Source organism: Streptomyces sp. NPDC006516 (assembly GCF_040611875.1).
Lineage (GTDB): Bacteria > Actinomycetota > Actinomycetes > Streptomycetales > Streptomycetaceae > Streptomyces.
Genome location: NZ_JBEXPD010000002.1, coordinates 209,422 through 229,074 on the forward strand (window position 1 = coordinate 209,422; position 19,653 = coordinate 229,074).

21 protein-coding genes are annotated in these 19,653 nt (G+C 71.4%); 13 read left to right on the forward strand and 8 right to left on the reverse strand.

The window, feature by feature from the left end; genetic code table 11:
- Positions 1 to 357: 357 nt before the first annotated feature.
- The 3 genes from ABZY45_RS07050 to ABZY45_RS07060 all read left to right on the forward strand — a co-directional run bounded on the left by ABZY45_RS07050 (position 358) and on the right by ABZY45_RS07060 (position 4,312).
- Positions 358 to 1,041, forward strand: a complete 684-nt coding sequence (locus ABZY45_RS07050; protein ID WP_356736995.1) for a maleylpyruvate isomerase family mycothiol-dependent enzyme — start codon at positions 358 to 360, stop codon at positions 1,039 to 1,041.
- 835 nt (positions 1,042 to 1,876) lie between these two features.
- Positions 1,877 to 2,968, forward strand: a complete 1,092-nt coding sequence (locus tag ABZY45_RS07055; RefSeq protein WP_356736997.1) for a hypothetical protein — start codon at positions 1,877 to 1,879, stop codon at positions 2,966 to 2,968.
- 213 nt (positions 2,969 to 3,181) lie between these two features.
- Positions 3,182 to 4,312, forward strand: a complete 1,131-nt coding sequence (locus tag ABZY45_RS07060) for a pentapeptide repeat-containing protein (protein WP_356736999.1) — start codon at positions 3,182 to 3,184, stop codon at positions 4,310 to 4,312.
- Between the two features lie 62 nt (positions 4,313 to 4,374).
- Here the strand turns inward: ABZY45_RS07060 and ABZY45_RS07065 are convergent, their stop codons facing one another.
- On the reverse strand, positions 4,375 to 5,481 hold the full coding sequence (locus ABZY45_RS07065; RefSeq protein ID WP_356737001.1) for a hypothetical protein: 1,107 nt from the start codon (positions 5,479 to 5,481) through the stop codon (positions 4,375 to 4,377).
- Between the two features lie 337 nt (positions 5,482 to 5,818).
- On the opposite strand from ABZY45_RS07065, the gene ABZY45_RS07070 reads away from it, so the two are divergent.
- Positions 5,819 to 6,253: a hypothetical protein gene (locus ABZY45_RS07070; protein ID WP_356737003.1), complete on the forward strand. Its 435-nt coding sequence runs from the start codon at positions 5,819 to 5,821 to the stop codon at positions 6,251 to 6,253.
- Positions 6,254 to 6,336: 83 nt separating this feature from the next.
- Here the strand turns inward: ABZY45_RS07070 and ABZY45_RS07075 are convergent, their stop codons facing one another.
- Positions 6,337 to 6,819 (reverse strand): ArsI/CadI family heavy metal resistance metalloenzyme, encoded by a 483-nt coding sequence (locus ABZY45_RS07075; protein ID WP_356737005.1) that lies wholly within the window; start codon positions 6,817 to 6,819, stop codon positions 6,337 to 6,339.
- A gap of 80 nt (positions 6,820 to 6,899) precedes the next feature.
- Between ABZY45_RS07075 and ABZY45_RS07080 the strand changes: the two genes are divergently transcribed.
- From ABZY45_RS07080 to ABZY45_RS07095, 4 genes are all read left to right on the forward strand, one after another.
- A complete protein-coding gene (locus tag ABZY45_RS07080) occupies positions 6,900 to 7,283 on the forward strand; it encodes a metalloregulator ArsR/SmtB family transcription factor (protein WP_356737007.1) in 384 nt (127 codons plus the stop codon).
- Positions 7,280 to 8,392, forward strand: coding sequence for an ACR3 family arsenite efflux transporter (gene arsB, locus ABZY45_RS07085; protein ID WP_356737009.1), 1,113 nt, complete (start codon positions 7,280 to 7,282; stop codon positions 8,390 to 8,392). Before ABZY45_RS07080 ends, arsB begins: the two co-directional genes overlap by 4 nt.
- Before the next feature lie 52 nt (positions 8,393 to 8,444).
- On the forward strand, positions 8,445 to 8,798 hold the full coding sequence (locus ABZY45_RS07090; protein ID WP_356738701.1) for an arsenate reductase ArsC: 354 nt from the start codon (positions 8,445 to 8,447) through the stop codon (positions 8,796 to 8,798).
- 274 nt (positions 8,799 to 9,072) lie between these two features.
- Positions 9,073 to 9,714 carry a TetR/AcrR family transcriptional regulator gene (locus tag ABZY45_RS07095; RefSeq protein WP_356737011.1) on the forward strand — a complete coding sequence of 214 codons (642 nt, stop codon included), beginning with the start codon at positions 9,073 to 9,075 and terminating at the stop codon, positions 9,712 to 9,714.
- An 11-nt stretch (positions 9,715 to 9,725) separates the two neighbouring features.
- Here ABZY45_RS07095 and ABZY45_RS07100 read toward each other — a convergent pair whose 3' ends face one another.
- Both ABZY45_RS07100 and ABZY45_RS07105 read right to left on the reverse strand, forming a co-directional pair.
- Positions 9,726 to 10,625, reverse strand: a complete 900-nt coding sequence (locus tag ABZY45_RS07100) for an endonuclease/exonuclease/phosphatase family protein (protein ID WP_356737013.1) — start codon at positions 10,623 to 10,625, stop codon at positions 9,726 to 9,728.
- Between the two features lie 149 nt (positions 10,626 to 10,774).
- The gene (locus ABZY45_RS07105) at positions 10,775 to 11,533 is read right to left on the reverse strand and encodes a GDSL-type esterase/lipase family protein (protein WP_356737015.1); all 759 of its coding nucleotides are present in this window, start codon (positions 11,531 to 11,533) and stop codon (positions 10,775 to 10,777) included.
- Between ABZY45_RS07105 and ABZY45_RS07110 the strand changes: the two genes are divergently transcribed.
- Both ABZY45_RS07110 and ABZY45_RS07115 read left to right on the forward strand, forming a co-directional pair.
- Complete coding sequence (locus ABZY45_RS07110; RefSeq protein WP_356737017.1) at positions 11,532 to 12,515, forward strand: WD40 repeat domain-containing protein; 984 nt, start codon at positions 11,532 to 11,534, stop codon at positions 12,513 to 12,515. The genes ABZY45_RS07105 and ABZY45_RS07110 overlap by 2 nt on opposite strands.
- A gap of 160 nt (positions 12,516 to 12,675) precedes the next feature.
- The gene (locus ABZY45_RS07115) at positions 12,676 to 13,347 is read left to right on the forward strand and encodes a histidine phosphatase family protein (RefSeq protein WP_356737019.1); all 672 of its coding nucleotides are present in this window, start codon (positions 12,676 to 12,678) and stop codon (positions 13,345 to 13,347) included.
- Between the two features lie 60 nt (positions 13,348 to 13,407).
- Here the strand turns inward: ABZY45_RS07115 and ABZY45_RS07120 are convergent, their stop codons facing one another.
- Positions 13,408 to 13,809 carry a PPOX class F420-dependent oxidoreductase gene (locus ABZY45_RS07120; protein ID WP_356737021.1) on the reverse strand — a complete coding sequence of 134 codons (402 nt, stop codon included), beginning with the start codon at positions 13,807 to 13,809 and terminating at the stop codon, positions 13,408 to 13,410.
- Positions 13,810 to 13,996: 187 nt separating this feature from the next.
- On the opposite strand from ABZY45_RS07120, the gene ABZY45_RS07125 reads away from it, so the two are divergent.
- Genes ABZY45_RS07125 through ABZY45_RS07135 form a run of 3 tightly spaced genes read left to right on the forward strand, consistent with a single transcriptional unit; the run spans position 13,997 to position 15,707 of the window.
- A complete protein-coding gene (locus ABZY45_RS07125) occupies positions 13,997 to 14,533 on the forward strand; it encodes a GNAT family N-acetyltransferase (RefSeq protein ID WP_356737023.1) in 537 nt (178 codons plus the stop codon).
- Between the two features lie 43 nt (positions 14,534 to 14,576).
- Positions 14,577 to 15,269: a class I SAM-dependent methyltransferase gene (locus ABZY45_RS07130; RefSeq protein ID WP_356737025.1), complete on the forward strand. Its 693-nt coding sequence runs from the start codon at positions 14,577 to 14,579 to the stop codon at positions 15,267 to 15,269.
- Between the two features lie 12 nt (positions 15,270 to 15,281).
- Complete coding sequence (locus ABZY45_RS07135) at positions 15,282 to 15,707, forward strand: DUF4259 domain-containing protein (RefSeq protein WP_356737027.1); 426 nt, start codon at positions 15,282 to 15,284, stop codon at positions 15,705 to 15,707.
- Between the two features lie 161 nt (positions 15,708 to 15,868).
- On the opposite strand, the gene serC is transcribed toward ABZY45_RS07135, so the two are convergent.
- The 3 genes from serC to ABZY45_RS07150 form a co-directional block, all read right to left on the reverse strand.
- Entirely contained in the window at positions 15,869 to 16,987 is a 1,119-nt protein-coding gene (gene serC, locus ABZY45_RS07140; RefSeq protein WP_356737029.1) for a phosphoserine transaminase, read from the reverse strand.
- Positions 16,988 to 17,196: 209 nt separating this feature from the next.
- The gene (locus tag ABZY45_RS07145) at positions 17,197 to 18,405 is read right to left on the reverse strand and encodes a cytochrome P450 (protein WP_356737031.1); all 1,209 of its coding nucleotides are present in this window, start codon (positions 18,403 to 18,405) and stop codon (positions 17,197 to 17,199) included.
- A complete protein-coding gene (locus tag ABZY45_RS07150; protein ID WP_356737033.1) occupies positions 18,402 to 19,622 on the reverse strand; it encodes a cytochrome P450 in 1,221 nt (406 codons plus the stop codon). Before ABZY45_RS07150 ends, ABZY45_RS07145 begins: the two co-directional genes overlap by 4 nt.
- Positions 19,623 to 19,653 lie beyond the last annotated feature (31 nt).

The following is a 19,653-nucleotide window of genomic DNA, read 5'->3' on the forward strand; positions in this document are numbered from 1 at the left end:
CGGGCCGTGGTCCCGCTCTCGCCCCCGGTAGAGCCCGGTGGCGAGAGCGATGGCGCTGTGCGTGGCCGGGTGGACGTCGTGAGGTGCACGGGGACGGGGTCCCGCGCCGCGCAGAGGACGGTGGACGACGCCGTCGCACCGGTGAGCCGCCTCCACCGCGCCGCGCCGGTAAACCGCGCCGCGTCGGGGAGTCGCGTCCCCACCGCGCCTCCTCAAGGACCGGGTGCCGCGAGGCGATGATTTCGTGGTGGCGCGGGAGTCTGTTCCAGCAGGCCCGACGGACGCTCCCGCCATGGCGCGGGGGTGCGACGCGTGCCTCTGACAGGAGACCGTCCCGTGACAGGAGACCCGATCCACATGAGCAACCCCGAGACGCCTGCGGCCCCCGGTCGACGGGACCGGGCCGGGAACTGGCCCGCGATCCACGCCGAGCGGGCGGCGCTCGCTGCCGACCTCGCGGCGTTGGACGACGACCGGTGGGAGATCCCCTCGCTCTGCGCCGGACTGACGGTGCGTGAGGTGCTCGCCCACATCACGGCGGGGGCGAGTCTCAACTCCGTACGCTGGATGGCGGGGGTGATCCGCTGCCGGTTCGACTTCGACAAGCAGGTCGCCATGCGGCTGGCTGAGCAACTGGGCGGATCCCCTGCCGAGACGCTCGAACGGTTCCGGCGTGCGGTCCCGAGCAGGACCAAGCCGCCTCTGCCGGTGGTGGCCATGCTGGGCGAGGTGATCGTGCACGGGGAGGACATCCGGCGTCCGCTGGGCATCCACCACAGGTTTTCAATAGAGGTGCTCACGCAGGTGGCCGAGTACTACCAGGGCTCGGACATGGTGGTCCTCGCCCGGGGGCGCGTGGACGGACTGCGCCTGGTCGCGGACGACGGTCCCTTCGCTGCGGGTTCCGGGCCGCTCGTGACGGGCCCCACCCTGGCCCTGGTGATGGCCATGACGGGACGCGCGGGGCACTGCGACGCACTCGGAGGTGACGGGGTGGAAGTCCTCCGCGAGCGCTGCCGGCCCGGATTCACGGGGGCGTAGAGCAGGGCACCCGGTACGGGGCACGCCACGCTGTTCCGTACGGGGTGACGCCGTCAGGCCCAGGGGTCCTGGCGTTCCCACGGCGGTCCTCGGTCCGGCCGCAGTGGCAGCTCGGTTCCTGGCAGGGGCGCCGCGGTGGAAGTGGCGTGCGTGCGGGCACAGGGAGCAGGGGCCGGACGCCAGGTCGGTCACCCGCTCCGGCCGGAACACGGTGCACGGGCAGCCCGTCCTGGACTCCCATGTGCAACGGCCCGAAGCGTGCGCGTGACGGAAGCGGGGGTGGCCGCACTCCCGGCAGTTCTCCAGCTCCTGTGCGCCGTCCGTCATCCGCCCTCCCCGTTCTTGTCTTCCGGACCGGTCGGCCATTCCGCAGCCGGTACGCGGAGTCCGGCGGAACGGTGCGTGCTGTTGCTGTGAACGTCGGTGCGGAGGAACCGACTTCGCGGCGAGGCCGCCTGCCCGTCCGCGCCGGCACGCGGCCGGGCCGCCCGTCCCCGGTGGTGGTGACGCCGCGTCACTCAGGGAGCCGCGCGATGATCCCGGGAGGCCCGTGCCGTCACCCGCTCCGTCGGCCACCGCGATCTTCAGCGGGATCCGCGGCCGGCCGCCCGTCCGGGGGCCGAACCCGCCTCTTTCGCACGCTCCTTGGGCGCCCGGCCCGGGCGTCGGCCGGTGATCGGGAAGCCGGGGCATATGCGAAACGGCACCCCGTGCGGTGCGGTACCGTAATCGCGTCATCACGTTCCGTGCGCACGCAGCGCGCGGGCGGCCCCCGGAGGTGCTACCAACACCAGCCCGAGGGCCTTCACCCACGAGTGGATGGACCTCCACCGAGATGCTTCGGCATGCTATCGCGCCCTCCCGGCGCTTCACGAAGGCTTCGCACGACGTGGTCCGCCATGTGCGGCTGACCAGCGACGCGAAGATTCTGCTCCTCGTCGTGCAGGGGCTCCCCGACGAACAGGCCGGACGGCCGCTCAGCGAGCATGCGCGGAAGCTCGGGATCACCGGGCGGGCGTACCAGAAGGCGAAGGAACTGCTGGTGGCGCACGGTTACGTCCATGAGTGGCGTGCGCAGGGGGAGCGCGGGCGCTGGGTGACGGAGCAGTTGCTGTCCAACGTGCCCCTCACCCGTGAGGAGGCCGCAGCCCTGCGCCCGGGGTGTGCCCCGGCGTCTCCGAGTGTGCCGAAACCGACGGTCGGTGAACCAGCCGTTCGGATGGCCGGTCATCAACTACCGGTGGAGGAAGAACGGGAGAAGAACTCTCCCCACCCACCCTCCGAAGCCGAGCGCGAACGTGTGGCGGCGACCGGGCCCGCGTGCCCGGCAGGGCCTGCGGGCGCGACGGGACCCGAGTGTGCGACCGGCACCGGGTGGGCGGCCGGGCCCGGGCCCGGCCCCGAGGTCGGCATCGAGCTCGCGCCGGAAGTCGCGGACGGAGAGCGCGTGTTGCTGTCGTTGCGGCATGTGCGGCGGGAGCTGTACCTCGGGGTGAAGGAGGCACGGAGCCTCGCCGAACTCGCCTCCCGGTGGCTGCTGCGCGGGGTGTCGGAGGGCGAGCTGCGACGCGTACTGACCAGCGAACTACCGGGCGATGGAGTCCGGTCGGCGGTCGGGTTCCTGCGGTTCAGGCTGCTGCACAAGATGCCGCCGGAGCTCCCCGTGAGCCCTTCTCCGCAGCCCACCGCCCCGTCGCCTGTCGCGGAGCTGACGGTCTGCACGGCTCCGGGGGAGGAGGAGCACGTCTTCCGGCCGCTCTCGGACGAGACCGAGTGCGGCCCGTGCCGCCGGCAGGCCGCACGGGAGCTCTGGGAGCGGCAGCGGGCTCTGGCCGAAGCCGAGCCCGACCCCCTGCCGTGGCGGGAACGCTTCGCACGCATCGGTGCGTCCGCCTCCGGTGGCGAGGCGGCGCCCTGCACACCGTGACCGTCGTGCGCACAGGCCCGGCGCAGGCTCCTCCGGTCGGCGTCCGGCGTCCGCCCCGTCCCACCGGCTGCGGCCGTACCCGGCGAGGGAGTGCAGGGTGGCTTCGGGCACCACGAGGACTCCTGTGGCACCTGCGGACGGTGCACACCCGTTCGTGTGTCCCGGCGGTGTGGCGTCGGCGCCGCTCCCGCTTCGTCGCGTGCCATGGGGAGCGTGACGAGGAAGCTTGGCAGCGGACGGCTGCGCCGGACCGCGGAGCGGCGTCGGGAGCACGGAAACACGCGCCGGAGCGGGAAGGAAGGGCCGCCGGCCCGCAGCCGGGCGGAGTGGATCGGGCTGGCGGTGGTCAGTCTGCCGGGACTGGCGGCGCTGGCCGCACTGCTGTTCACCTGGATGCAGGTGGATCAGGCGAACAAGGAACTGCGCATCAGTGAGCAGGGGCAGATCACCAACCGGTTCAACGCGGCGGTCACCAACCTGGGATCGGACTCCCTGGATGTGCGCATGGGGGGTATCTACGCCCTGGAGCGCATCATGCAGGACTCGGTCCGTGACCGTGCCACGGTCGTCTCCGTCCTCACCGCGTACGTACGCCGGCACGCCCCCTTTCCCGCGAAGGGCGAGGAGGAGGAGCGGTCCGCCTCGCCGGACGGGAAGCCGCCGACCGACATCGAAGCGGTGATGCACGTCCTGGGCGAACGGCCGCTCGGTGCCGGTGGGATGCCTGTGCTCGACCTGGCCCGGACCGATCTGAGCGGTCTGACGGCAGGGCAGGGGAGGAGCCACTTCGCCGACGCGGTCTTCCGTCAGGCGGACCTGAGCCGGGCGGAGCTGGCGCGCGCGAACCTGTCCGGCGCCATCCTGGAAGGCGCGATCCTGCGCCGTGCGAATCTGGCCCACGCGTCCCTGCCCAGCGCCGCGATGACGAAGGCGATCCTGTCCGGTGCGCGGCTGACCGCCGCGGACCTCACCTCCGCGTCTCTGGGCGCCGCACGTCTGGACGGGGCGGAGCTGAGCGGTGCCACGCTGAGCCAGGCGGTGATGAAGAGGGCAATCCTCCGCGACGCGAATCTGTCCGGCGCCTACCTGACCAATGCCGGCCTCCAGAAGGCGGACCTGTCGGGGGCGGATCTACGGTCCGCGGAGATGACGGTCGCCGATCTGAGCGACGCGGACCTGAGAGGTGCGGATCTGTCCCGCGCCGAACTGAACGGCACGAACCTGACGCGCGCGGACCTCTCGGGCGCCGATCTGACCGGCGCGAATCTGTCCGGAGCGACCCTGCTCGACGCGCGCCTCACGGGAGCGAAGCTGAAGGGCGCCCGCGGGCTGCCGCCGTCGTGACGTCGTGAGGCCGGGGTCCGCAGGTGGGCTCCCGGTGTGGTCCCGGTGCGGTGGCCGCGCGCTCAGTCCTTGGGCACCTCACTCGCGCAGGTGGAGAAGGGGTCCCGCAGCACGCAGGCCATGAGGGCGTGCCACTGCGAGTTCTCCTGGCGGGCACCCTCGGCCACCGACGCGGCGCAGGCGGGGTCGGAGAGACCCCAGAGGGACCCATCGGCCCAGCCTGCCTGGCGCGTCCGGTTCTCCACCGTGTCCACGCAGGCCGCCCGGGCCTTGTAGCGCTTGATCTCCTTCATGAGATCCAGGTACTGGGCGTTCTTGAAGACCGCGGCCCGGCTGGCCAGTACCTTCTTCGCCTCCTCCTTCTCCTCCTCCGAGGCCTCCGGATCAGCGATCGTCTTCGATGCCTCGCAGGCCTCCGCCACGATCTGCTGGATCCTCTTCCTGTCCTTCGGATCCGTCGGGGCCGTGCCCGGGTCCTGGAGAGCTCCCAGCGCCTCACCGGACGAGGCCAGCAGTCCCAGCGCGACCGGGGCGCGGGCCGGCCTGGATTCCTGGGTGCCTGCGGCCGGAGGGTGCTCCTGGCTCAGGGTCACCGCCTCGGACATCGTTTTCATGATCTTCGTGTACGCGGCCCGTTCCTCGGGTGGCGTGTCGGGATCCGCGATGGCTTTCAGCGTTTCGGTCATGCCTGTGACGATCTGCGCGTACGCCTTCCGTTCCGCGGGTGTCGTGTCCGGGTCGTCGATGAGGTCGAGCATCTGCGTCAGTGCCTTCTCGACCTGCTTCTTCACCTCCTTCGGCGCGTTCGCCACCGCCTCTTGGACCTCCTTCTTCAGTTCGGCGGGCTTCTCCGGCTCCTGGGTCTTCCCCGGGTCGGAGGGCGGGTCCGAGTCAGGTGGGTCCGTCCGGTCCGAGGGTGGGGGCGTCCCCGGTGACTCCGTGCCCTGGTCCGTGTTCTCCTCCTGCGGAGGCGACGGTTGTTCCGGGGGTTCTGGCGTGCCCGGCGGTTCCGGGCTCGGTGGAGGGTCCGTGCCGTGCGCGGCGCCCACTGCGGCGCGGTCCGCAGTGGGCGCCGCGCAGGCGGAGCCCACGCCCGGCAGGGCGATCGCGGCGGCCAGGCAGGACGTGCCGACAGTGCGGGAGATCCATCGTCGGGACAACGTGGCCATGCTTGGCTCCAGGTGCACTCGCGACGCGTAGCTCTGCCCTCGTGGGCCTGGCTCTCTCGTGACGCCCCACGACCACGACCACCGGAGATCCACAGCTCAACAGCGCACGGGCGTCATTTCCACTCTGGCGCCCTCGTCCCATCCCGCAACTCGGGCCGTCCCCGAGCCGGAAACCCGGGCCTCCGGACCCAACCGGCCATGGCTCGCCGTTCGTTCATCCTTCTACCAGCTGGGCCCGGGCGTGACGGTGGTGCGCCGCCCTTCCGCGCCGGGAGGGGCCGCGTATGAAGGGGCCGCGCACGGAAGGGCTGTCCGACCCTGCCGGTATACATGCGGCATGACAGTCTTCCGTGATTTCAACTTCAAGCTCCTTGTCGTCGAGAAGCTCATGTACTGGGACGAGACGCTCACTCCGGCCTTCGATCTGAGGGAGCACATGCGGGAGCGCGGCGTCGAGGACCTCGACGCGCACGTCCAGGACAACGAGCTGGAGTACACCGTCCTCGACGAGGCGCGCGCGTACTTCGAGGCGCTGGAGATACCGGCCGAACTCCTCGCCACCGTGGAGGAGCTGACGTTCGACGGAGGGCACCAGGTCTACCAGGAGTGCGCTCCCGTCTGGGACGGCGAGGACGACCTCTTCGACGTGCGCAGCCTCGACGACCTGGACCTCGTACCGAATCTCAAACTCTTCACGGGGGAGTGGGAGCTGAAGCACATGATCCCGGACGCGCTGGAGATCCTGGCGGCCAGGGGCATCGCCGTCCGCTAGAGGGGCGACGGCGATCCGGCGGTCCCGGGACCGGGCCCGCCGACCGTCAGCAGCACGGCGCCTGCCGGGTCACCACGGTGCGCTCACCGGCTGCCGCACGCGCAGCCCGCGGCAGCGGGTTCCCCGTCGGCTGCGCCCGCCGGTGAGTTCCCGCCGGCCGGAGCGAGGGCGTCCAGGGCGGGGCTCTTCCCCATCCGCTCGGCGTCGGCCTTGACGACGTACACCTCCCAGGGCTCCTTGCCGGGGCCGTGCACCCACACCTTGTCCTGGAGTGCGTAGCAGCACGACGTGTCGTTCTCCTCGAACGTCGCGAGGCCCGCGTCCTTGAGCCGGGCGGTCGCGGCTTCGACCTCCTCGGTCGTGCCGACCTCGACGCCCAGGTGGTCCAGGCGGGTCTCCTGGCCCGGGTCGCCCTCGATGAGGACGAGTTTGAGGGGCGGGGTGGTGAGGGCGAAGTTGGCGTAGCCGGGGCGGCGCTTGGCGGGTTCCACGCCGAAGAGCTTGGAATAGAAGGTCACCGAGGCTTCGAGGTCGGCGACGTTGAGCGCGAGCTGGGCACGGGACATGACCGTCTCCTCGATCAGGCTGTATCGATCTCTTTCGATACAAGCTTGCGCCTTGGATCGAAAAACGTCAACATAGAGGAATGTCGAAACAAGAGCTGGTAGTGCTCGGCCAGGACGGCCGCGACGGCTGCTGCCCGGGCCTGCTGACCGCCCCGCTGGGCGAGGATGACGCCGAGACGCTGGCCAAGGTGTTCAAGGCCCTGGGCGACCCCGTGCGGCTGCGGCTGCTCTCGATGATCGCCTCACGGGCGGGCGGGGAGGTCTGCGTCTGCGACCTCACCCCGGCCTTCGACCTGTCCCAGCCGACGATCTCCCACCACCTCAAGCTGCTCAAGCAGGCCGGGCTCATCGACTCGGAGCGCAGGGGGACCTGGGTGTACTACCGGTTGTTGCCCGAGACGACCGACCGCCTCGCCGCGGTGCTCACCCGTCCCGCAGGCACCGGGACCGGGATCGCCCTGTGAGTGCCGATGCCGCCGTGCGCCCGGCTCCCGGGCGGCTTTCCTTCCTGGACCGGTTCCTCGCGGTGTGGATCCTGATCGCGATGGCTGCGGGACTGGGACTCGGCCGACTCGTCCCGGGCCTCGGCGACACGCTGGCGAAGGTCACCGTCACCGGGATCTCGCTGCCCATCGCGCTGGGCCTGCTCGTGATGATGTACCCGGTCCTCGCGAAGGTCCGCTACGACCGTCTGACCACCGTGACCCGCGACCGGCGCCTGTTGATTCCGTCCCTCGCCCTGAACTGGATCGCCGGTCCGGCGCTGATGTTCGCGCTCGCCTGGCTCTTCCTGCCCGACCTGCCCGAATACCGGACCGGGCTGATCATCGTCGGCCTCGCCCGCTGCATCGCCATGGTCGTCATCTGGAACGACCTCGCGTGCGGCGACCGTGAGGCAGCCGCCGTCCTCGTGGCGATCAACTCGGTCTTCCAGGTGCTCGCCTTCGGCCTGCTCGGCTGGTTCTACCTGTCCGTGCTGCCCGGTTGGCTCGGACTGGAGCAGACGGTCCTCGACGTCTCGGCCTGGGAGATCGCCCGATCCGTGCTGATCTTCCTCGGCATCCCGCTGCTGGCCGGTTTCCTGACCCGGCGGCTCGGCGAGAGGGCCAGGGGCCGCACATGGTACGAGACGCAACTCATCCCCAGGATCGGTCCGTTCGCCCTGTACGGGCTGCTGTTCACGATCGTCCTGCTCTTCGCCCTCCAGGGTGAGGCCATCGCCTCGAAGCCCTTCGACGTCGCCCGGATCGCCCTGCCGCTGCTGGTGTACTTCGCGGTGATGTGGGCGGGATCCATGGCGGTCGGCCGCGCGGTCGGGCTGGGCCATCCGAAGGCCACGACGCTGGCGTTCACCGCGGCGGGCAACAACTTCGAACTGGCCATCGCGGTCGCCATCGCCACGTTCGGCGCGACCTCGGGGCAGGCGCTCGCCGGAGTCGTCGGCCCTCTCATCGAGGTGCCCGTCCTGATCGGCCTGGTCCATGTCGCCCTGGCCGCACGCCGCTTCTTCCCTCGTCCTCCTGTCGCGGCGGGCGAATCCGCCGTCCTCCCGGAAGGGTCCGCGCGTGTCTGAGTCCGTGCCGTCCGTACTGTTCGTCTGCGTCCACAACGCGGGCCGTTCGCAGATGGCCGCCGCCTTCCTCGGCCATCTCGGCGGGGACGCGGTGGAGGTCCGCTCGGCGGGCTCCGCCCCTGCGGACGCCGTGAATCCGGCCGCCGTGTCGGCCATGGCGGAGGTCGGCATCGACATGTCCGCCGAGACGCCGAAGGTCCTGACCGCCGAGGCCGTCCAGGCGTCCGACGTGGTGATCACCATGGGCTGCGGCGACACCTGCCCCGTCTTCCCCGGCAAGCGGTACCTCGACTGGCAGCTCGACGATCCGGCCGGGCGTGGGACCGACGCGGTCCGGCCGATCCGCGACGAGATCGAGCGCAGGGTCCGGGTGCTCCTCGCCGAACTGGGCGTGCGTACGCCGTGACAGCCGTGCTCCGGGACGTCCGACCGGGGAAGTGACCGCATCGCTGTGCGAGCAGCCACCGGGGCGGGCCCCGGGAAGTGACCGCACGGCTGTGCGAGCAGTCACCGGAGCGGGCGGTCTGTGCCGGCGACGGCGCGGCGCGGGACGCGTGCGGCAGGACGAAACGGGAGAATGGCGCATGCGCCATCCAGACGCGACCAAGCCCTCTTCGGCCCTCGCGACTCGCTCACCTGCCGTCGCACGCACCGGAGATGTGGCCGACGAAGGAGGACCCGTGGTGGATGTCCCGGTGGACCAGCTGATCGATACGGTCGACGGTGCGCGTACGCGGGCCCGCGCGAAACTCCTCGACGCGGCCCTGGAGCTCTTCGGCGTGTACGGCTACGCCCAGACCTCGGAGCAAGCCGTGTGCGTGATGGCCGGAGTGCCCGAGGAGGTGCTCTGGGAGGAGTTCGGCTCCCGCGAGGGGCTGCTGATGGCCCTGCACAACCAGATCACGACCAGCGGTCTGCGGGCGGCCGAACAGGCCCTGCTCTCCGAGGGGATGGACGACTGTCCGCTGGAGCAGCGCTTCCGGCGGCTCTTCGACGTGTACGTCGCCGCGGTGACGCGGGACCTGCGCGAGGCGCGGGTGACGTTCGTCGAGGTGCTGGGTGTGAGCCCGGCCGTGGACGCCCACTGCAAGCGGTGGCGTGACCTGTGGGCCGACTTCCTGAACGGCGAGGCCGAACGGGCCGCGGTGCGCGGCGAGGTGGAGGAGCGCGACCACCGCGTGGTGGTGATGGTGATGGTCGGTACGGTCCACGAGCTCATGGCCCATCACGCCCGCCGCCCGCGCAGGGCCCGGCCCGACGAGGTGTCGGAGGAGCTGACCAAGCTGGGACTCGCGATGCTGGGTGTGGAGAAGGTTGCCTGAAGGCCTGGCACTCAGAGCCTGATGTCAGCGGCCACGGGCAGGTGGTCGCTCCCGGTGGCGGGCAGCGACCGGACCCGGGTGACCGTCGCCGAGCGGGCCAGGACCTGGTCGATCCGGGCCACCGGCAGCCTCGCGGGCCAGCTGAAGGCGAAGCCCGGTCCCGGCTCTTCCATCAGCGAGGTGACAGGCTCCAGACCCCGGTCGTCCAGCGTGCTGTTCAGGTCCCCCAGGAGGATCACCCGGTCCAGCGGCTCGGCGGCCAGTGCCTCGGCGAGCAGCCCGGCACTTTCGTCGCGCGGCCCGGACGAGAGCCCGGTGGCCGGACCGATCCGTACGGAGGGCAGGTGGGCGACGTACACGGCGACATCCCCGTACGGGGTGCGGGCGGTCGCCCGGAGGCCGCGGTTCCAGCCCTCACCGACACCCTTCGGCCTGATGTCCACCAGCCGTACGCCGCTGAGAGGGTACTTCGACCAGAGGCCGACCGTGCCCCTCGTCGCGTGGTGGGGACGGCCCGCCGCCATGGCCGCTTCGAAGGCGGGCAGGGCCGGGGCCGTCAGCTCCTCCACGGCGATCAGGTCGGCGTCCGTGCCGGCCAGCGCCCGTGCGGTGGCCGCCGGGTCCGGGTTCACGTCGCTGATGTTGTGCTGGATCACCGTGAGTTCGCCGGCCGCCCCGCCGGACAGCAGCAGGCCGCCGAAGAGGCCCCACCATGCGGTGGCGGGCAGCAGCACCGCGCACGTCGCGAGCGGCGAGCGGCGCAGGAGTGCGAGGACGAGCAGGACGGGTACGGCCAGTCCGAGCCAGGGGAGGAAGGTCTCCAGCAGACTGCCCACCCGGCCGGGGGTGTTGGGGACCAGGCCGGGGAACACGAGCAGGACGGCCACCAGGAGGCAGAACGCGGCGGTCACGCGGCCCCGCTTCCGACTCCAGCCGGCCGGCCGTCTCTCCGTCTTCCTCGTCACTCGCTCCCGCTCCGTTCCGGGCACCTCTCCCTGAGGTCACTCGTCTCGTGACGAGGACGCGGAGGCCGCCGATCCGGTTGCGGTGGGCGCGGGGGTCAGACCGCCGCCAGCGCTCCCGCGTACGGGCCGCCCACGCCCCAGGCCTCGTACATCGCGTCCGCGAAGGCGCCGGCCAGCTTGTGTTCACCGGTGGGGCCGGGGTGGGTGCCGTCGTAGGTGTCCGTGTGGATGTCGTAGCCCGCCGGAGGCGAGGTCAGCAGGACCGGGGACGCTGGAGTGTCCAGCTCGGCCACCGCCTGTTCCAGGAGCGCGTTGAATCCGGCGCACTCGGCGGCGAAGGGGAGATCGGACTCCGCCCGTATGTTCGGGATGACCGGGAGGAGGACCATCCTGATCCGAGGATTCGCGGTGCGGGCGGCGGCGATGAACGTCCGGACGTTGGCGGCCGTCTGCGCGCTGTCCGTGTAGAAGCCGAGGTCTATCAGGCCGAGTGACACCAGCAGGACGTCCGCGCGCGTCGCCGTGACCGTGTCCGCGATGACGGGGGCCATGTGCAGCCAGCCCTCGCCCCAGCCGGACAGGTGCCGGCGCGCGGGTGCGGGGAACGACGGATCGCCGTAGGCGTGGGAGAGCGGGGCGTTCGCCTCGGCGTCGTACAACTCGGTGCGGGGGCCCGTGATCACGTAGCCGCCCTCGCCGAGGGTCGCTTCCAGGTGCTGCCACATGCGGTAGCGCCAGGTGAAGTCGCCGGCCCTGCCCACGGTCATGCTGTCGCCGACGAAGAGAAAACGCATGGCGACATCATGGCCGATCACCACTCCGGCCTGCGACGTGACGGTGGACACTTGTGCCATGAGATCGCTGCTGACCCTTTCCGCCGCCGCCCTGCTGCTCGTGACCGGGACGGTCCCGGCCCTCGCGGACGACGGTGAGGGCGCCGACCGGACCTTCACCGTCGAGGACTCCCGGATCACCGAGTCCAGCGGTCTCGCCGCCAGCAAGCTCCACCCGGGGATCTACTGGACGCACAACGACAGCGAGGACGGCCCTTACGTCTACGCCGTCGACTCCCGGACCGGGAAGACCGTCGCGACCCTCACCATGAAGGGGGTCGGGGAGCCCCGTGACGTGGAGGCGATCTCGCTCGGCCCCGACGGCGCTCTGTACGTGGGGGACATCGGCGACAACCTCGACGGTTCCTGGGACCACGTGTGGATCTACCGTTTCCCGGAGCCGAAGAGGCTCGCCGACGCCACCGTACGGGCGACACAGTTCGACGTGACGTACGCGGACGGGGCGCGCAACGCCGAGGCCATGATGGTCCACCCGAAGACGGGCCGGGTCTACATCGCCTCCAAGAACGAGGACGGCGGCGGACTCTACGAGGGCCCGGAGAAGCTGACGGCCGGCGGGGCCAACGTGTTCCGGCGGGTCGGAGAGGTGCCGTGGGTGACCGACGGGGCGTTCTCGCCGGACGGCGAGGAACTGGTTCTGCGCTCCTACTTCAGTGCCCGGCGCTACGCCTTCGAGAACGGCAGGCTCGGGGAGGACCACGCGGTGAGCGTGCCGCTCCAGGGGCAGTCCGAGTCGGTGACCTACACAGCGGACGGCTCGGCGATGATGTTCGGCTCCGAGGGCGAGCACAGCGAAGTGGTGCGCGTGGAGGTGGAGGGCGGCGGCAGGAAGGCGCCCTCGCCGAACGGAGGGGGTGGCGGGACGGCACCCGGGGAAGAGGGCGGTGACGGCGATTCGAAGACGGGCACCGCGACGGGTGGTGCGGTGGCCGTGGTGGTCATCGTGCTGGCCCTGATCGCTGCGAGACGACGGCGCGGGTGAGCAGGGGGCGGTCCGGCTCCGGGCAGTAGCGGTCGGGTCCGGCTCAGCAGCAGCGGTCCGGCCCCGGGCGGTAGCGGTCCGGTCCGGCCCGGGGGAGCAGCGGTCCGGTCGTGGTGGCACAGTGGGAGGCCCGCCTCCTCCCTCGGAGAAAGATCTGCTGATGCGGCTCCTGCTCATTCGCCACGGCCAGACCCCGTCCAACGTCAAGCGTCTGCTGGACACGGCCGAACCCGGCCCCGCGCTGACCCCGCTGGGACAGGAGCAGGCGGCTGCCCTTCCGGGCGCCCTGGCGGACGAGAGCATCGACGCCCTCTACGCGTCCACCCTCCTGCGCACCCAGCTCACCGCGGCGCCCCTGGCGTCCCAAACGGGTCTGGAGGTCCGCGTACGGGAGGGGATCCGGGAGCTGATCGCCGGCGATCTGGAGATGCGCGGGGACGACGAGGCCGTCGAGACGTACATGACCACCGCCTTCGCCTGGTCGGCGGGGAACACCGGGCTCCGCATGCCGGGCGGCGAGAGCGGGGCGGAGGCCCTGCGGCGGTACGACGGGGTCGTCGAGGAAGCCGCGGCCACCGGCGCCGGGACCGTGGCCATGGTCAGCCACGGCGCCGCCATCCGTATGTGGGCGGCGGCCCGGGCCGAGAACATCGACGTCCACTTCGCGTCCGCCCGCCCGCTGCTGAACACCGGTGTCGTCATCCTCTCCGGAGCCCCCGACGAAGGCTGGCGGGTCCTCCACTGGGAGGGCCGGGCGGTCGGTGCCGAGGACAGCGGGGTCGAGGCGAGCGGCCCTGCGGGCGAGGCGGTCGAGGACCCAGGGACTCCGTAGCTCCCTCGTGTGATCCGGCCGGGCGCGCCGCTCATCGCCACGGCGGGCCGTTCGACCTGGTCAGATGTCGTCGGTGACCGGCCGCAGTTCGTAGTGCAGTGTGCGGTCGCGCTTCACGCGGTGGGTGAGCGGGACCACCACACCCTGGAGCGCCGGGTACTTCCTGGACATCGTCCGGGAGGCGTGGGTGTCCTCCTTCGACCCTTCCTGGAGGAGCCGCGCCCAGGCCTTCACGGGTGGCCCTGTCGGCGCGCCCCGGACGGTGCACGGGGCGATCTCCACGATGGGGTGGTTGTGCATCCGGTCCACCTTCCACGCCGAGGAGAACGTACGGATGTAGGCGTGATCGCCCTCTACGGCGATGCTGACAGGAGTACGGGCAGCCGATCCGTCCGGCCTGCGGCTGCTGAGCAGGACGGTGTACTGCTTCACGAAAGGCTCCAGTTCACGGATCGTCTCCATGTATTCCATGGTGCAGCAAAAAGGCATGAAGCGGGCCTTTCGGATCACTGTTCCGCGTGACGCCGCCCGGCGGCCACCGGGAGTTCCTGCCGCCCGGCACGTTCGTGATGAACATGGCCGAAGGGTCATGAACACCGGTGCGCAGGTTCCGGCGGCTCAGCCGCTGACGCCGCGTAGTCTCCTGCCCATGCAGGCCGACAGCCTCCCCGAGCCCTTCTCCACCTCCCGCCTCGAGGCGCTGCCTCTCGACGTCGCGTACGCCGAGGAGATGGCGGCCGTCCTCTTCGACCCCGCCCTGCACGCGTACACGGGAGGCGCCCCGGAGGACGCCGCCGCCCTGCGTGCCCGCTACGAGCGGCAGGGCGCAGGTTCGCCGGACCCGGCCGAGCTCTGGTGGAACTGGGTCCTGCGCGAACGCGCCGCCGGGTGCCTGACCGGTTACGTACAGGCCACCGTGCGCGGCTCGCGGGCGGAGGTTGCCTGGGTGGTCGGGACCCGGTGGCAGGGCAGGGGGTACGCGAAGGAGGCGGCCGCGGGCCTGGTCCGGCACCTGCTCGACCGGGGGAGCGTCCGTACCGTCGTCGCCCACATCCATCCGGACCACGCGGCCTCCGCCGCCGTGGCCTCGGCGGCGGGGCTGCTGCCGACCCCGGAGTGCGAGGACGGCGAGGTGCGCTGGCGGTACGAGGCGCCGGGAGGAGCCGCCGCGCAAGGAGGTGTCTGAATCCCGGCGACGCTCCTCCCCCGCTCGGCTACAGTGCCCGACCGTGACCGAAGCCGACTTCCTGAAGACCACCCGGGCGTCGTACGACGCCATCGCCGACGAGTACGCCGCCCGCTTCCAGGACGAACTCGCCGTCAAGCCCGTCGAGCGGGCCCTGCTGGCGTGCTTCGCCGAGTCCGTGCTGGCGGACGGCGGAGGCCCGGTTGCCGACGTCGGCTGCGGCACGGGGCGGGTGACGGGCCATCTGCGGGATCTCGGGCTGGACGCGTTCGGCGTCGACCTGTCCCCGCGGATGCTGGCGGAGGCCCGGCGCCACCATCCGGAACTGCGGTTCGTGGAAGGTTCGATGCTGGCGCTGGACCTGCCGGACGGGGAGCTGGGCGGGCTGCTGGCGTGGTACTCCACGATCCACGTGCCCGATGAGCAACTTCCGCTCGCCTTCGCCGAGTTCTTCCGCGTCCTCGCGCCCGGTGGACACCTTCTGCTGGGATTCCAGGCCGGTGACTCCGTCCTGCGGATGGAGGAGGCCTTCGGCCGGGACATCGAGCTCGATTTCCGCCGCCGGCAGCCCGAGCGGGTGGCCGAGCTGCTGACCGGCGCGGGGCTGACGATGCGGGCCCGGACGGTGCGCGAGATCGACACCGAGAGCGCCTTCCCGGAGAGGACGCCCCAGGCCTTCCTCATGGCGCGGAAGCCGATTGTCAGTGGTGGGCGGCAGGATGGGGACACCGACTGAGGAGGGGACCTTGTGGGGACCTGGGGGATGGGGCATTTCGACAGCGACACCGCCGCTGACTTCGCGGGCGGTCTCGACGACGCCCCGCCCGGCAGACGCGGGGAGATGATCCGGGAGGCCCTCGCCTTCGCCGCCCGCACGGGACCCGAGGAGTATCTCGACGCCGACGACGGGGTGGTGGCGGTCGCGGCCGCCGCACTGCTCGCCGCCCGGAGACCGGGCGGCACCCCCGTGGACACCGTCTACGGCCCGGACGAACCTCTGCCCCCGCTGCTCACCCCGGACCTGTGCGAACTGGCCGTGCGGGCACTGGAGCGGGTGATCGCGAAGGAGTCCGAACTGCTGGATCTGTGGGACGACGCGGGGGAGGGCGAGGAGTGGAGCGCGGGAGTCCGCGAACTCCGCGCGAGCCTGGCCGGGGGCCAGGGGGCGGGGTGAGGGCCGGGGCGGCGGTCCGGCGGCCCGCCGCCCTGCTCGGTGAAGCTGCGAGCTGAAGCGCTCGCCGCCCTGCTCGGTGAAGCTGCCCGCTGTCCTGACCGGTGAAGCGGGAACGGCCCCGCACACCAGGGGTGTGCGGGGCCGTTCCGGACGCGTGGGCGTCAGAGCTTGTCGATCACGTAGTCGATGCACGCGGTCAGGGCCTGCACGTCCGCCGGGTCGATCGCCGGGAACATCGCCACACGCAGCTGGTTGCGGCCCAGCTTGCGGTACGGCTCCGTGTCCACGATCCCGTTGGCGCGGAGCACCTTGGCGACGGCCGCGGCGTCGATGCCGTCCTCGAAGTCGATGGTGCCGATGACCTGCGAGCGCTTCGCCGGGTCGGTGACGAACGGCGTGGCGTACTTGGACTCGTCGGCCCAGCCGTAGAGATTCTGCGCGGACGCGGCCGTGCGGCCGGTCGTGAACTCCAGACCGCCCTGGGTATTCATCCACTTCAGCTGCTCGTTCAGCAGGAAGAGGGTGGCCAGCGCCGGGGTGTTGTACGTCTGGTTCTTCAGGGAGTTGTCGATCGCCGTGGGCAGCGAGAAGAACTCCGGGACGTGCCGGCCCGAGGCGTGGACGCGCGCGGCGCGGTCCAGGGCCGCCGGGGAGAAGACACCGATCCACAGACCGCCGTCGGAGGCGAAGCTCTTCTGCGGGGCGAAGTAGTAGACGTCCGTCTCGGTGATGTCGACCGGCAGGCCGCCCGCACCGGAGGTGGCGTCCACCAGGACCAGGGAGCCCTCGTCGGCGCCCGCGACCCGCTTGACGGGGGCCGCGACACCCGTCGAGGTCTCGTTGTGGGTGAAGGCGTAGACGTCGACGCCCGCCTCGGCCCGCGGGTCCGGGTGGGTGCCGGGGTCCGAGGCGATGACGGTCGGGTCGGCCAGCCACGGGGCGAGCTTGGCCGCCTTCGCGAACTTCGACGAGAACTCGCCGAAGTTGAGGTGCTGGGACTTCGACTCGATGAGGCCGTGCGTCGCGACGTCCCAGAAGGCGGTGGACCCGCCGTTGCCCAGGACGACCTCGTAACCCTCGGGGAGGGAGAAGAGGCTGCGCACGCCGTCGCGTACCTCGCCGACCAGGTTCTTGACCGGGGCCTGGCGGTGGGACGTACCGAGAAGAGAGGTGCCGGTCGCGGCCAGCGCGTCGACCGCCTCCGTCCGCACCTTGGAGGGCCCGGCGCCGAAACGTCCGTCGGCGGGCTTGAGGTCTGCGGGAATCTGGATATCAGCCACGAACCGGAGCGTAGTCCCTCCCGGAAGCGGTCGAGGACCATGTCCGTCCGGTGAGACGGCCACTCCGGATCGTGGACCCGTGCGCGGCGGGGTCTCTGCCGCGTCCGCGCGGTGCCGGCCGGCGGGCCGCCCCCGGGGCGATCCGCCGCCCGCACCGCACGGACCGGAGCCGCCCGCACCGCACTCGTACGCGCGGTGCGGGCGGGGGGTCAGCCCAGGTCGACCGGGAGCTCGTACAGGTCGTTCTGGGTCACGATCGGCTTGTTCCGCAGTTCGGAGGCCGGAACCGCCAGGTCCAGGTCGGGGAAGCGCTCGTACAGCGCGGGCAGGGCCACCCCGGCCTCCAGCCGGGACAGCGCGGCCCCCGGGCAGACGTGCGGGCCGTGACCGAAGGCGATGTGGCGGTTCGGGGAGCGGGTGATGTCGAACTCACCGGCGGTGGGTCCGTACTGCGCCTCGTCACGGCCCAGCGCGCCGAAGGAGACGATCAGGGCCTCGCCCTTCGGCAGGACCTTGTCGCCGACCTCCACGTCCTCCGTCGCGAAACGGATCAGGACGTGCGAGGTCGGGGTGTTCCAGCGCAGGGTCTCCTCGATCACGTTCTCCCAGGGCACCTCACCGCTCAGCACGCGCTTGCGCTGCTCGGGGTGGGTCTGGAGCGCCTCCACGACGTTGACGACCAGGCTGATCGTGGTCTCGTGACCGGCCGCGATGATCAGTTGCAGCGTGTTGACGATCTCCTCGTTGGTGAGGTGGTCGCCGTCCTCGGAGGCCGCGATCAGGGCGCTGGTCAGGTCGTCGCCCGGGTTCGCCCGCTTGTCGTCCACGATCTTCGTGAAGAGGGCGCCGAGGTCCGCCATCATCTGCGGGACCTCCTCCGGGGGCGTCTGCGTCGAGAAGAACTTCTCGAACAGCTCCTTGAGGCGCGGGTGGTCGGCCGCGTCCACCCCCATCAGCTCGCTGATGACGTTCATCGGCAGCGGATAGGCGAACTCCGCCTTCAGATCGACCGTCTCGCCCTTGGGGAGGGCCGCCAGCCGGTCCAGGGAGGCGTTCGTCAGCGCCTCGATCCCGGCCCGCAGGCGCTCCACCCGCTTCACGGTCAGCGCCTGCGCGACCATGCCGCGCAGCCTGCGGTGCTCGGCCCCGTCCACCGTCAGCATCGAACGGCCCGGGTTGGCCAGGCCGATCAGCGGCCAGTCCAAGGGGATCTCGCCGCGCTGCCAGGCGTTCCAGACGTTGATGTCCTTGACCACCCGGCTGTCGGTGAGCAGCTGGCGGGCCTCGGCGTGGTGCGTCACCGCGTAGCAGTGCACCCCGCCGGGGAGCTCCACCTCGGCCAGCGGGCCGGCGGCGCGCAGCGCGGCGCTCTCGCCGTCGAGGTCGGCGACGAGGGGATCGAGGGCGATCCGGGTCATTTCTGGCCTCCAAGTGCAGGGGTGGGCGTGAAGTGCACCGGCAGGTCCGTCAGCCCGCGCAGCCAGGGGGACGGGCGCCGGGTCAGCTGGTCCGCGGGGACGGCGAGGTCGACGTCCGGGAGCCGGTCCAGGAGCACCTCGATCCCCGTACGGGCGATGACCTCCGCGGTCTCCTGGGCCGGGAACGGGCAGCGGTGCTCGCCGTGGCCGAAGGAGAGGAACGCGTTGTTGCCGCCGGTCAGGGCGGAGCCGTCGGTGCGGACCTGCGGGTCGCCGTTGGCCGCGGCGATCCCGAGGAGCAGCAGGTCACCGGCACGGATGTGGCGCCCGCCGAGGTGGGTGTCGCGCGATGCCCAGCGGCCGGCCACGTTCTGGGTCGGGGTGTCCTCCCAGAGCACCTCGTTCATGGCCTCGCCCACGCTGTGCCGGCCGCCGGACAGCGACGCGGCGAAGCGGTCGTCGGTGAGCATCAGCCGCAGCGAGTTGCCGATCCAGTCGGCGGTCGGCTGGTGGCCGGCGGCCAGCATCACCATGAGGTCCTGGGCGACCTCCTCGTCGGTGAATCCGCCCGGGTCCTGGAGCATCCGGGTGGCGACGTCGTCGCCGGGCTCGGCGTGCTTGTCGACGAGGAGCTGGACCATGGACGAGCCGAGGTGCTGCTGTCCGGCCAGCGCCCGCTCGCCGCCGTCGATCATGTCGTTGATCGACCCGACGAGGGCGGCCCCGACCTCGTTGCTGAAGCCGTACAGCTTGGCGAGGACGAGGACGGGGAGCAGCATCGCGTAGTCGGCGATGATGTCGGTCCTGCCGCTGGAGCAGAAGCGGTCGATGAGGCCGTCGGCGAACTCCTCGGCGTAACGCTTCAGCTCGAAGGGGTCGACGCCCTCCAGCGCGTTGCTGATCATGGCGGCGCGGACGGTGTGCCGTTCACCGACCGTGTAGAGGATCGAGGGCTGCTTGCGCCCGATCATCGGGAGCAGCGGCCAGTTGTCCGGGATGTGTTCCCACTGGTTCCACAGCTCCGAGTCCCGGCTGAAGAGCACCGGGTCGTTGGTGACCTGGTGCAGTTCGCGGTAGCCGAGGATCAGCCACGCGGGTACGTCGCCGTCGAGCACGACGGGGGCGACCGAGCCGTGGTCGCGGCGCATGTCCCGGTACAGCTGCACGGGGTCCGTCTGGAAACGCGGCCCGGACAGCGGGGCGAAGCTCCGGGACATGGGGCACTTGGTCACAGCTCGCGCTCCGGGG